The organism is Rossellomorea vietnamensis, from assembly GCF_008180615.1.
Classification (GTDB): Bacteria; Bacillota; Bacilli; order Bacillales; family Bacillaceae_B; genus Rossellomorea; species Rossellomorea vietnamensis_D.
Map to the genome: position 1 here is coordinate 64,353 of NZ_VTEH01000001.1, position 13,008 is coordinate 77,360.

At 39.9% G+C, this 13,008-nt stretch carries 10 protein-coding genes; 1 reads left to right on the forward strand and 9 read right to left on the reverse strand.

The genetic code is table 11. The annotated features are described in order from the left end of the window. Nucleotides 1-516 precede the first annotated feature (516 nt). From dnaN to FZC79_RS00445, 9 genes are all read right to left on the reverse strand, one after another. Entirely contained in the window at nucleotides 517-1,644 is a 1,128-nt protein-coding gene (gene dnaN / locus FZC79_RS00405) for a DNA polymerase III subunit beta (protein WP_148944941.1), read from the reverse strand. 709 nt (nucleotides 1,645-2,353) lie between these two features. Then, on the reverse strand, nucleotides 2,354-3,862 hold the full coding sequence (locus tag FZC79_RS00410; protein ID WP_148944942.1) for a flotillin family protein: 1,509 nt from the start codon (nucleotides 3,860-3,862) through the stop codon (nucleotides 2,354-2,356). A 415-nt stretch (nucleotides 3,863-4,277) separates the two neighbouring features. After that, on the reverse strand, nucleotides 4,278-5,243 hold the full coding sequence (locus FZC79_RS00415) for a cation diffusion facilitator family transporter (protein WP_148944943.1): 966 nt from the start codon (nucleotides 5,241-5,243) through the stop codon (nucleotides 4,278-4,280). 463 nt (nucleotides 5,244-5,706) lie between these two features. Further along, nucleotides 5,707-5,907, reverse strand: coding sequence for a cold-shock protein (locus tag FZC79_RS00420; protein ID WP_113930092.1), 201 nt, complete (start codon nucleotides 5,905-5,907; stop codon nucleotides 5,707-5,709). 178 nt (nucleotides 5,908-6,085) lie between these two features. Further along, nucleotides 6,086-6,844 (reverse strand): RsbR, positive regulator of sigma-B, encoded by a 759-nt coding sequence (locus FZC79_RS00425; protein WP_148944944.1) that lies wholly within the window; start codon nucleotides 6,842-6,844, stop codon nucleotides 6,086-6,088. 277 nt (nucleotides 6,845-7,121) lie between these two features. Then, nucleotides 7,122-7,754: a LysE family transporter gene (locus tag FZC79_RS00430; protein WP_148944945.1), complete on the reverse strand. Its 633-nt coding sequence runs from the start codon at nucleotides 7,752-7,754 to the stop codon at nucleotides 7,122-7,124. Between the two features lie 320 nt (nucleotides 7,755-8,074). Further along, complete coding sequence (locus tag FZC79_RS00435) at nucleotides 8,075-9,925, reverse strand: LTA synthase family protein (protein ID WP_187442593.1); 1,851 nt, start codon at nucleotides 9,923-9,925, stop codon at nucleotides 8,075-8,077. Then, nucleotides 9,922-11,535 (reverse strand): aminotransferase class V-fold PLP-dependent enzyme, encoded by a 1,614-nt coding sequence (locus FZC79_RS00440; RefSeq protein WP_148944946.1) that lies wholly within the window; start codon nucleotides 11,533-11,535, stop codon nucleotides 9,922-9,924. The genes FZC79_RS00435 and FZC79_RS00440 overlap by 4 nt, the downstream gene beginning before the upstream one ends. 11 nt (nucleotides 11,536-11,546) lie before the next feature. Continuing rightward, the gene (locus tag FZC79_RS00445) at nucleotides 11,547-12,131 is read right to left on the reverse strand and encodes a glycerol-3-phosphate acyltransferase (protein WP_148944947.1); all 585 of its coding nucleotides are present in this window, start codon (nucleotides 12,129-12,131) and stop codon (nucleotides 11,547-11,549) included. Nucleotides 12,132-12,382: 251 nt separating this feature from the next. On the opposite strand from FZC79_RS00445, the gene FZC79_RS23515 reads away from it, so the two are divergent. Beyond that, nucleotides 12,383-12,988, forward strand: a complete 606-nt coding sequence (locus FZC79_RS23515; protein WP_252183211.1) for a peroxiredoxin — start codon at nucleotides 12,383-12,385, stop codon at nucleotides 12,986-12,988. The last annotated feature ends 20 nt before the right edge of the window (nucleotides 12,989-13,008 follow it).

Here is a 13,008-nt window from a genome sequence, read left to right on the forward strand (position 1 = left end):
TCAATAGTGATAGGGAACTCGTTTTTTAGTTAATTGCTGTTCTATAAATGTTGATAGTAAATAATATCTTAAAGAATTTTTATATTTTTTTAATAGCTGGGAGATAGTTTTGGAGCAAGTTCAATTTACTTTCAGCCATTTTTAATAACAGCGTTAATGCTCAGTGGAAAAGAAAATTTCAAGGAGATAATAGAAAGGTGATAAATAAAAAAACTTCCCTATAAAGGAAGTTCTTAAAAGCAAACTACTAAGTTCTGATGCACGATATCGTGGGAAATACACTCGGAGTTGGTGCCTTCTGTCTTGTTATTACTCCTCAACAATCAGTGCAATCGAAAACACGGCAGAAGTGAGAAACCCAATGCAAAAAGCATAGCCCGTCAAAGGACTTTCATCAAAAAAGAGAGTTATTAGCGCACAAAGGCTCATAATTATTGAACATACTATGATTACCTTGGATTTTATTTTCTCTTGTTTCATACTTATCTCCTTTAATTTCTTTATCTAAAGGTATTGTTATGACGAAGCTCTCACAGGGGACACCAAATGAATCGTGTTTTTTTTATTGTATGGCTTAATGATAATCGGCCTAAGGCTTCCCCCGAAACTTAGTGTTACCAGGTCGTCCTGAATCGATTTTAGCGCCTCTGCGAGGAATTTCCCATCAAAAGATATCTTAAAATTCCTATCTCCTTCTACTTCAACTGTATCCAGCTTCTCATTGATTTGACCTATTTCAGATGTACTTGAAGTCAATCGGATCTTTTCGTCCATATTTAACGCTAGAGTCACATTATTATGTTTCCATTGAGATGCAAGCAGATTAGCCCTTTCTATTCCTTCGAGAAATCTAAGTCTCGGAACAACCACCTCAGTTACGGCCTCTTCAGGAATAATCCTGCTGATATCAGGGTAGTTTCCTGTTATCAGGCGAGAGTGGAGAGACAAGCCCTCTGATTGAAAGGTCATCATGCTTTCAGTGGAGAAAATTCGTATAAAGTCGTGTTTATCAATGACATGAACAAGTTCCGTCAAAGCTTTAATGGGCAGGATAAATGAGCCAGTCAAGTTGGTTTTCAAAGAAGCCTTTCTCATAGCCAGCCTTTGTGAATTAGTAGCTATCATGGTCAATTCGCCTTCTCCAAATACCCAATTTACACCAGTCAACACCGCACGTGTCTCCGATTTAGCAGCAGCAAATTGTGTTTCCTTTATCATTTCAATCAGCAGACTGCCCTTGACTTTTATTCCATCTCCAGAAGGTACATCTGCAGCGGCGGGGTAGTCCTCTTCATTCAAACCGCTTAATGTTGTTTCTATGTCACCGCATTTAATGAAAATCTGCTTATTGTATTTTCTGATTGTGATCAGGCTGTTAACCGGCATCTTCTTGATAAGCTCATGAAAGTACTTTGCTGGAACAACAAGTGAACCCTGTTCTACCATTTTTTCTTGAGGGCTGTCTTTCAAGTCTATGGTTTTTATAATGCTGATGTCCGAATCTCCTCCCGTAACAATCAGCCTATCTTTAACTCCTTCTAATTTGAAACCGGACATGACTGGAACCGATGGGTTTCCAGAAACCACCCGGCTGACAATGTTTAAAGCTTTTTTTAGTGTCTCACTATGTATAACGAATTCCATGATAATCTCCCTTTTATAAATACTCTCTCTATGATAACATATTAAAAATTCTGAAATTCAGATTCTATATAATTATTGGGTTTTCTTTGTTCATTCTATTTGCAAATTTGATTCTCAAGAAAAATTCTTTTCCGTTGTTATTTGTAACTTCTAGTACTCCACTTAGTTCAGATTACTTAGCCCATCTTATTAAAACAAAACCCCCAGTTTAAACTGGTAGTTTGCTCTGCTTCAGGAAGCCTTCCTGACCAGCCTCTGCCTAAAAGGCACTATGAATAATCTTCTCTGTCTATTTTATTCCGGCTGTAAAAACGTGGAGAAATAAGCGGAGAAATTCCGCTTATTTAAGTCATAGCACGAAAAAACAGCTAGAATAAGCGGAGAATTTCCGCTTATTTGTGTAAAAGATGAGAAAATGATTCGTTTCGCTGTGCTTAAGCGGAAAAATTCCGCTTATATACCCCAAATCACATGCAAATCTGATGTTTAACCGGAAAAACTCCGCTTATTTTAGCTTTATTAATACCCATCGCAAGAATACCTGCCCCTCCTACTGGAATAGCATGAAGTGAAAGGGAACCGGCGGCTTATTCTATAGTAAGAGGGTACTTTATACCACGCTATAAGTTCTCTGGAATCCCCGGCTGCCTAGGGGTTTTCAAGACTATTATAAAGAGCGCATCCATAATACAGGATGCGCCCTTTATGATTATTTCTCCTCTCTTTCCTCTGTTGCTGACTCTGGCTCTCTTTCATGAGGGGTATCTTCAGGCGCTGATGCAAGGGCAGTTCCGCCGCCTGAATATTGCTGTGAATGGTTCGTGTTCGATCTATTGGCATAGGACTTGAGCAATTCACCGACATCAATACCTGTCATTTCTTTTAACGGTTCCTGCATATCAACCATCGTTTTTGTAATACTTTTACCGAATGAGGGGATTCCATTTCCATTTCCAGAATCAATGATCTTAACAGAATCTATGTTATTCAGCGGCTGTGCAATCTTCTCAGCAAACAACGGCAGCATTTCGATGAGTTTCTCGGTAATAATGACATCTCCGTGCTTTTCCATCGCTTCAGCCAGCAATTTTCTGGATTCTGCTTCAGCTTTACCGCGTTCACGGATGACATCTGCTTCTGCAGAACCTTCTTCTCTGCGGATTTTAGCTTTGGCTTCCCCGTCAATTTCTGATCTGCGCGCATCCGCTTCTGCTTTTCTGGTAGTTTCATAGTATTCTGCATCAGCCTTGGTCTTACGCAGCTTGCTTTCTTCCTCTTCCAGCTTGACAGCACGTTCGCGTTCGAGGAATTTCAGCGTTAATTCCTCTTCTTTAATCTCTTTCGCCAGCTTTGCTTTCTCTAGTTCATAGGACTGTTCAGATTTCGCACGTGCTCTTTCTGTTTCTTCCTTGAACGCTGCGTCCTTTATATCTTTTTCTTTTTTACTCTCAGCAATGGTTATCTGCCGCTTATATTCCTCTTCTTTTGTCTGCTGGTCGGTTTGCGCTCTGTGGATTCTTGTTTCGCGGTCGTTCTCAGCTTCTGCAATTTCAGCCAGTTTCCGGACTTCCGCTATCCTCGGGCGCCCCAGGTTTTCTAAGTATCCATTCTCTTCATCAGCATCCCTTAAGTCTGTCAATCCAAGAGAAGTGATTTTGAAACCCATCAAATCCAATTGTTTCTGGGCGATTTCCGCCACATCTGCATTAAATTTTTCTCGATCGCTGTTGATATCCTCCACAGTCATCTTCGAAAGGATTGCCCGCAGGTTACTTCCCAATACTTCAATGATTTCAGATTCAATTTCTTCTTGGTCTTTTCCCAGGAATTGCTCTGCATAATTAGCTATGCCATTCAGTGAATCCGCTACCTTAACCATTGCCACTGCATCAGCAACGATTGGCACCCCTCCATTGGTATAAACCCTCGGCGTAGCCAGCTTCAACTGAAAAGATGTCAGGTTTACCGGAGTGGATGTCTGGAACCTTCTTAAACGGTAACCCCCTCCACGGATAATCTTCATGGATCGTCCTTCATCGTCTGTAAAAATATTCGTTTCTTTTTCCGGATCACCCAATCTTGGACCTGTAATGATTAAAGCTTGATTGGACTTCGCGGTGCGATAACGGAACCTCACCCAAAAAAAGTATGCAACCCCTGCTATCGCTGCAACAACCAGCACAGGTATCAAAATCATAAGTACACCAAATAACTCCATTTTTATAGCCCTCCCTATGTATTTCCCCTCTTTTGCTTATCCGCTTGAGGGTATAGTATGTATACGAGAGAGAATACTTGAAAGTTTCATATTTTACAAAAAAATTAAAAATTTCGAAACAATGCTTTTACTATCAATATCTTGTCTCATTTTAATAAGTCTTTTTCTTTATTAAGACAAATTCCGAATTGTAATTCTATTCTACACGTGCCATTAAAGTTTCAGTTAAGCAAAGGGAACCTTAAAGCATAATCTTATATAGAAAAAACCGCGTAATTTTACTGCTGGTTCATGCAGCCTCCCAGCCCCCTGTATCATTTAAAACCATAGGAAGGACCGCTTTTTCATTTTCTTTTTATCTAATAGGAACCCACAGTAAAAAGCCGCCTTAAACAAGACGGCTGGTATACTTGCTTTAATTTTCCTTGCTTTCTTCCCATTTCGAATGCTTATCATCTTCATCAAATTGAATAATTACATCTGTGACCCCATTTTCTCTTAATATCCTATCTTGCAGGCGGTCTTTAATATCATCGGCCTCTGCCACAGTGATGGAGGAATCTACTTCCACAATTAGTTCAACATGATATTCATCTCCCTCTTTCAGGACTGCAATTTCCTGGACATCCTTAACTCCCGGATCACTAAAAGCAAGATCACCAATCACACTTTTCAGAGATAAATCTGCTTCTCCCAGTACCCCTGCAGCATTGTCCAAAAATGTCTTTCCGACTACGATGAACATCATTAAGCCGATAATGATAGAAGCAATCCCTTCTGCCTGATGATACGGCGTGAAATGAGAAATGATGATGGCAGCAAGGGCCAGCACCCCTCCTCCTGTTGCAACTGCATCCTCTAAGAATACAAGCTTTGTTGCCGCTTTAGCCTTATTGACGTTTGCAACGCTTTTAGTAATGATATCAAAGCCGTTCGCCTCGATTCCGACCTCATGGAGGGTCTCTTTCATTGCTTTAAACAATACAAAGGCTTCAAGTATGACAGCAAGTGATAAAACAACGATACTTATTATGAAGCCTTTGGACTCTTGGGGATGAAGTATATGATGATACCCCTCGATAATTGTCTCATACGCCATAATACCCACGATCAGCACCGCTGCCAGCAATACAAGGTTAACCAATCTTCCGAACCCGTTTGGAAAGCGGGGAGTTGGTGACTTTTTGCTTAATGCGGAACCAATAAAGACAAAAAACTGGTTGGCTGAATCTCCTATACTGTGAAGCGTTTCAGCAAACATGGCAACATTGCCTGTAAGAGTATAAGCCACCCCTTTTGCAACTGAAATTACAGCATTAATAATCGTCGCTAGAAGAGCAGACCTATTCCCCTGCTTCAGTAAATTCCAAAGTTCCCCCATACCCATACCTCCTTTTGAACTTTTTTCCGATATCAGGATTAGTAAAACATGAAGGACATTACGAAAATATCTAAGTTATATCCATTTTCAGCCTGTCTCCGGGATTACTTCAGGGCTTCAACTGTCACCTTCTTTTTTAAATTAGACGGTTTTCGCTTATATTGTTGCTGAAGATACTTCCTCTATACGGAAAGCAGCTCATTTCTTATTGCAACACTATATATTTCCTGTAAATAATGGCATAATCTTACGAAATTCATCTCAAATAGCAACAATGCTTACGGTAAGAGACTGATAAAAACTTTCATACCCCTTATTTTATATTCATTAACTTATCGTTCCTCCCTTTTTCTCCTTGCATTTGCAGTATTCAAATATGCCCGCTTCTCACAAGGTAAAATCCTATATAAAAAAGCCAGCAGGTATGCCTGCTGGCTCGAAAGACTTTCACTAAGTTTTCTAATTATGCTTTATTTACGTTTGCAGCTTGAGGTCCGCGTTGACCTTGCTCGATGTCAAATGTTACTGCTTGACCTTCGTCAAGAGATTTGAAACCTTCGCCTTGAATAGCTGAGAAATGTACGAATACGTCTTCTCCACCTTCAACTTCGATGAATCCGAAACCTTTTTCTGCGTTGAACCATTTTACTGTACCTTTTTCCATGTTTGTTGCCTCCTAGTGCGTTTCACACATTATTAATACTATCCTTGCTCTCAGGGTATTCAGAATTAAAGATTTCATTCTCTTTCTTTCTTACATACCGAACAAAAATAATTCCTTATTATCATAACAGGTTAGCGGAAGATATGAAAGGAAAACACCACTTTCTTTCGAAAAAAAATTAATTTATCTTCTCTATGACATATTTCAGGCCGGCATGAGCATTCCTAAAAATGGGCAGTTCTCCTGATAAATCTCCTGCAGCTAAAGCAAATTCCGGGGTAATACCGGCTATTACACATTGTGAACCTATGAGGCTCAGACAATCACAAAGCTTTTGTATATGAAATTTAATATTCATATCCAGTTCATATATTCCGCTTAAGTCTACCAGCACATATTCAATTTTTTTGAGCGCACATTCATGCAAGACAGAAGCAATCATGCTTTCCGCTCGATCATTATCAAAATGTCCGATCAGCGGTAAAGCAATTGTCTTTTCCCAGACTTGAATTATCGGCACTGACAGCGATTTGATCAGTTTCTCCCTTTCTTCTTCCTCTATAGCTTGTGTCGTTACATCCATAAGCATAACGACATAACCATCAATATAAGCTTTCTCGTTTTTGATAGGGGTCACGACAATATCAGCTGCAAATTTATCCCGAATCGAAATTCGAGCCCTGTGTATTTCTGTAAGCTCATCCATAACCTCTTTTTGGCGGGAAGGCGTATGGTGAAATGCGCTCATATTCAGTCCAATCATATCTTCTGCAGAATTCAAACCAAACAATGGGGCAAGTTCAGTCATCAATCCTGCGGCATAATTATTCATCCAGCAAACGGTATAGTCCAGATCCGCAATTATAATGTTTTCTCCTATACTATTTAATGCATTTAGCAGAGAAATTTTCTCAGGCAGTATTCCTATCGGCTTCATCCTAATTCACCCTTACTTACAGAATATCTTTATTATACTACAATCCGGGAAAGGTGAACGCCTAATAGATTGATCACCAGCACAAGCACAGTGCTCTTTAACAAAGTTTGGTTTCGTTTATATTGTTGCTTTTGGAAAAATTCCATGAGCCGAATTTTTATAAGGGTACTATAAGTTTTCTCTCTCTAAACGAGGAGCAGTTCAATGGTTTACCAGATTAAAGCAGTTATCTTTTGAAGTGAATTTTAAAACAGCAGAAAAGTTTACAAAAAGAGCCTTAACCGAACAAGGCCTTTATGCCCTGAAAACCAAAGTAACTGCCGAAACACAGCAAGGACAGGCCTGATAGAACCGATATAATAATTAAGATATTGGAATTAAAATACTTTTTTAAAGAGGTAGTGAGCAGCGCAACAAATATATCCCAGATAGTCAGCCCAAGAAAAATCATACTGCTGTAAATCAAAAGATCTCCTGTCCCATTCTCGGATGCCGTTTTCGCCAGGATAGATCCATATATACCAAGCCAGAAAAGGATTGAGAGCGGACTCGATATGGACATTAGAAAGCCAATAAAAAAACACTTGGTCAGCGAGTCTCTTTTCCTGACACTTTCTATAGAGAATGACTTCATGCTGGTCATACTTTCTATACCGGAGTAAATCAGTACAAATCCACCAAATAACCAAAGAAATATTTGAACAGCAGGAATATCGAGAAAGCGGACCATCCCCACATACACCAGCAGCATGAATACTGCATCAGCTATCATGGAGCCTGCACCCACTATCCACGCATGCCAGAATCCATTCTTAATTCCTTTATCCAGTCGTGCTGAATTCACTGGGCCTATCGGGGCCGCTAAGGTCAAGCCTAATAATACATAACTGAAAAGAATACTGATGCTCAAGGAACCTCTCCACCTTTTTAAGACAGCTTGTACAGTTTATGTCTTCTGGTAGAGAAATAGAATAATTTATAGTACTTTACTGCATTTACTTCAGGGTTGCCGCTGGCTGAAAACAGCAAGTTATATAGAATCTAAATTGAAGGATGGACCCAATTTAATAACTTATATTATTCCTGTATGCTAAAACACCTTTTGCTTATTACAAAAGGTGTTTTAGCATAATATGGGTTTCTTCCCTGTTCTATATTCTCTTTTCTTTTGAGATTAGGAGATCCGATTCCGATGAATCTAACTCCAATAGCTCTTACAGGGGATATCACTTATTCTAAGAACCTTAATAGATCCCCATAAATGATGTCGTCGGAAAGCTCAAGCTCCTGGCGGACAGTTTCCTCATAAGGGATACATTTGGCAGGTACTATTGCTTCACTAGTGTTTTCATAACAAACTCCATCGTTGAATGTAATATCTTTTGCAACAAAACTTCCGTCACGGAATATAACTGGGTGATCCTCATTTCTGTTAAATAATACGTGTCCAAAAGAGAGCTTATTTTCCGTATTGATCCCCAACAAGTGAAGGATGGTAGGACGGATATCTATCTCGCCGCCTGCCCTGCTGACTATTTCCCCTTCCTGTCCAGGTATGTGAATAATCAAAGGCACTTGCTGTAATGAAACATGGTTGACAGGGGACACCTCTTTCCCCAGCATTTCGAAAATTCCCTCTTCAAACTTCTCGGAAATACCATAATGGTCACCGTAAAGGACGAACATTGTATTTTCATATAGTCCTTTATCTTTCAAATCCTGAAATAGCTTCTTAATTGCTTCATCCTGGTACCGTACAGTGGTTATATAACGATTGACAACATCCACTTCGGTATCCGCTTCTTTAATAAATTTATCTTCTTCTTCAAGAAGGAATGGGAAATGATTCGTTAAAGTAATCAGTCTTGAATAAAATGGCTGAGGAAGTTCCTCAAGCTTTTCTGCTGTTTGATTGAAGAACTCAATATCTTTTATTCCATAGTTCACTGAGTTTTCCTCAGTAACCTTATAGTCACGTTCTGAATAAAACCGGTCATACCCCAAAGCACTATACATATTTTCACGGTTCCAAAAGGTTCTTTCGTTACCATGAAAAACAGTTGAATAATAGTCCTTTTCCTTTAAAATGTGAGGAAGGCTGTAATAAGTATTTTCCGGCTTTTGAACAAATACCGATCCGCTTGCTAGAGGGTATAATCCCGTATCAATCATAAATTCTGAATCGGATGTCTTTCCCTGCGCTGTCTGATCATACACACGGCTGAAATAAAAGCTATCTTCTATCAGGTCGTTTAAAAATGGAGTAATTTCCTCTCCATTATTATCCCGGTTGATTACAAAATTTTGAGTCGATTCCATACTAATCAGAATCACATTTTTTCCTCTCGCAGCCCCAAATAAATCAGTTGAAGCACCTTCCTTGCTCTTAAGGTAATCTAAAGGAGGCAGTGCATCAGCCTTAGTGGCTAGTGATCGATTAAAAGGAGTCACCGCCCCAAGTGCAAAATCATACAGATGATAGTTATAGGGACCCAGAGCCTTAACCATGCCGTCACGGTCATAGGAAGCTGCAAATAGATATGGTGAGCGGAACAATCCGGTACCGACTGTAAATAATACGAGCACAACTCCCGCAGCAACGTATAATCCCTTTGTCTTGGCGGTAATAACAGTTCCCTTTTTTGTCCTTGTTATCATTATCCAAGGAAGTATAAATAAATCAATAAATAGCAGCAGATCCCAAGGGCTCATCAATTCAAGAGTACTCGGGCCCAATCCACCTACATTATCGAACTGAAATAAGATGGGCAGAGTGACAAAATCGGTATAAAATCTATAATAAAGCAAGTCTCCGTATAATAAGGCATTGGCGGCTGCCCAGGCTGTCCAGAAGAAAAGAGGTTTTACAGTTTTCGTGAAATAGAAACTGAAACCGAACAAGAGGAGCAGCGACCCAATAGGGCTCAACATGATGAAAGGAACTTCAACAGCTGAAGTAATTTTCAAATCGAATCCTAAGAATAAAACAAATACCGTTTTTATCCAAATTGCTATAACAGCTATGATTACTAGTCTAATTGAAGTGATCTTACCGGCAGCAGACACCTGCGGAATTTTCACAGGACCGCTGCCTCACTGGCTGTTTGTTCCTTATAATCTTCTTTAAATTTATCCAAAGCCATCATCACTTCGTTTAATTTATATTCGCCCATTAATGCGATTTGAACCCAATTTCTTTTAAGTAAATAGTCACTTTCATAGCTGATAAGAATTTTTTTCTTTTTGAGATTATCACCAAACCCTCTTGATGAGATATCCTCCGGCAAAGGAATGGTAATGATCCCCGGAGAATAGGTGCCATCTCCAAGGCAAGAAATACCCGACCTCTCTAACGTCCGCCTTACTTCATAATTCAGCCTGGCCTTGCTATAAGGGTCCATTTCCAATAAGGCAGTATGAAAGGCCGCTACGAGGTTAGAAGAATGCGTATAAGGAACACTATTATTCTCTTGATACATACCGAGATCTAAATAACGCGGCAAAGAATTATCCGCCTCTACCTCTTCGCGGTGAAAGACTACCGCCAGTCCAGGGTAGGAACCAAAAGCTTTCCCGCTTACAGTAGTTGCCATAAAAACGCCGTTTAAATTCAACGGTGTGCTTCCAGCTGAACTGCAAGCATCCACACATAAATTGACCCCATGTTTATTGCAGAGCCGTTTAAACCCTTCCAAATCGAACAGATATCCTGTTGAGGTTTCACAATGCACCAACCATAACCACCTGATATCAGGCTCATAATGAAGGAACTCATCTACTTCCTCCAAAGTAATCTCTTCAATCCAGCCTTTGGCTATCACATCATAGTGAAGGTCCATCCGACGGGCATGGTCAACGAGACGCAAGCCAAATTCCCCATTCGCAAGAATTAAACCCCTGCCCCCCTGGCGATGCAATTGAGCGGCAACAAGATCATTAGACAGAGTGCCCGTCCCGACTAGCACTTGAACATTTGGCGCACCCGTCATTTCCTTCAGCCTGCTTTTCACGTCACTGATCTGGTTCATAAAATCCGTCGATCTATGGGAGACTGCTTCCTTAGAAAATGCTATTTCTACTTCTTTTTTCACAGGCACAGGTCCGGGAAGGAAATTCATTACCTTCCTTTGGGAATCCTCCCTGTGCATCAGCCTGCTGAATGCTTTGGTTGCCCCTTCAAAATTCTCCTTAGTGATAAACATAGGCTGAAAACGCGCTTCGTTTTCACCTGTAAGAGGACCAAATGTTTCAAAGCCTATTCGTTTATATAATTTGAGCTGCCTCACAGTTCCGGAAATAAGAGCAAGGTTATATCCATTCCTCAAACAGTGAGATACCGCTCTCTCTACCAGTTTATAAAACACGATACTGCTGCGGTAATCCTTGTGTACAGAGAGTAAGCGAATTTCACAGGGGCTCCCCCCTTCTGGCAAATATGTATGGATATTAGGAAGTTTTTGATCCAAAGAGAAAGGTCTATTCCCCCTGACCGCAATCATCCCAATCAGCTCACTCCCTTTTTTTGCTATAATATATGTATTTTCGTTATGAAAACGGTCAACGAGCATCCGTTCCGGGTTTCTTTCATGCTGCGGAATTTTATTTACAAAAGTTTCATAATTCATTCTATGAATCTGGTTAAATTCTTCTATGTCGTTTGCTATCTTAAAGTGAAGAGAATCAGTTTTCATTCTCAGACCTCCTAATGGTGCTGGTTATGAAGTTGCGGCAATGGTGATTTTTTATGTACTAGCAAGACTATAAAAAGCATAATCAGTAAAGCTGTCGAATATTGGGATGGAGCACTTAGCAGAAAAGCAGATACGGGTATAGACAGCATTGATAGAAAACCTGCCTTCTTGTAGTCCTTTAACAAAAAAAAGCTGATCCCCATAATCATTCCACATATAAGAATGCTGAGCGGGACCAAAAAAAGAGAGTTTGCCAAAAAGACAACTACCCCTTTTCCACCCCTGAATCCAAGCTGCAGAGGAAAGATATGTCCAATAAGCAGGAAAAACGCACTCAGGGACATGGAAATGACATCATTTTCGGTGATCCAAAAAGCAATCGTCATCGCTGCCATTACTTTTGATACATCCAAGATGACCGTCAATATAAAACCTTTCTTTCCAAGTATTCTTCCTGCATTTGTAGCTCCGACATTTCCGCTTCCATAGCGGCGGATGTCGTCTTTAATATAATATCCGGTTAAATAATAAGCTCCATTCAGGCCTCCAAACCCGTATGAAAGGAGACAAACAGCGATTAGCATATATACATTCATTTGGTTTCACGCTCAATCTTAATTATTTCTAAGGGTGTTGGAACCAAAACCACCCCTTATAACATAACGAAACTTACCATTAAAAAGTTTCACTTTTACCAATATATTTTAAAAAACTGAATTAAAAGTCACCTATTGATCAGTTCTAACCCGCTTGTTCTGACTTTGTTCTCAATGATCCATCTATTCTAAAAAAATCCTTCTTGAATAGTATATTAACATCATCTAACTTATAGAAAAGAGGTGAGGAAATGGACCACAGCAGAAATCACAATGAAGATCGGTATTTTTGTGCACAGACATCAGACCCTGCACCATTGTTTTCAGCAGAGGCTTTCTTTAATTCCGATAAATCAATTAAGAATATTTCGTTGAATCAACTCCGGGGAAAATGGGTGATCCTGTTTTTTTACGGAAGTGATTTTACATTTGTATGACCTACTGAACTAGCAGCGGTCGCTGCTATCTACCCTGAATTTCAATCTTTAAACGCTGAAGTGCTTGCTATCAGCACCGACAGTGTATATGCCCATAAGGTGTTCAGTGAAGTTTCGCCTTCACTTTCAAAAGTAATGTATCCTCTCGTAAGTGATAGAACACAAGAGATATCACGGGCATATCGGGTTTTGAATGTGAAAAGCGGGGCGGCTTTAAGAGCAACCATCATTATCGACCCCGAAGGAATCATAGTTACTAAACTTGTCAATCCAATGGAAGTAGGCCGCAATGTTTATGAAATCTTAAGGCTTCTACAAGGTATACAATATGGACGTGAAACAGGTCAAGGCATACCTGCGAACTGGATTCCGGGACACTCCGGCATTTCAAGGGACCCAAAGTTAATAGGCAGAATCTAAGATGATTAGGGTACCTGGTA

Coding starts and splice junctions, on each gene's coding strand:
- FZC79_RS00440 (WP_148944946.1), bottom strand. CDS start 11,535: ATGAAAACTGATTCTCTTCACTTTAAGATAGCAAACGACATAGAAGAA.
- FZC79_RS00420 (WP_113930092.1), bottom strand. CDS start 5,907: ATGGAAAAAGGTACAGTAAAATGGTTCAACGCAGAAAAAGGTTTCGGA.
- FZC79_RS00410 (WP_148944942.1), bottom strand. CDS start 3,862: ATGGAGTTATTTGGTGTACTTATGATTTTGATACCTGTGCTGGTTGTT.
- dnaN (WP_148944941.1), bottom strand. CDS start 1,644: ATGGAATTCGTTATACATAGTGAGACACTAAAAAAAGCTTTAAACATT.
- FZC79_RS00425 (WP_148944944.1), bottom strand. CDS start 6,844: ATGAAGCCGATAGGAATACTGCCTGAGAAAATTTCTCTGCTAAATGCA.
- FZC79_RS00445 (WP_148944947.1), bottom strand. CDS start 12,131: ATGAATGTATATATGCTAATCGCTGTTTGTCTCCTTTCATACGGGTTT.
- FZC79_RS00415 (WP_148944943.1), bottom strand. CDS start 5,243: ATGGGGGAACTTTGGAATTTACTGAAGCAGGGGAATAGGTCTGCTCTT.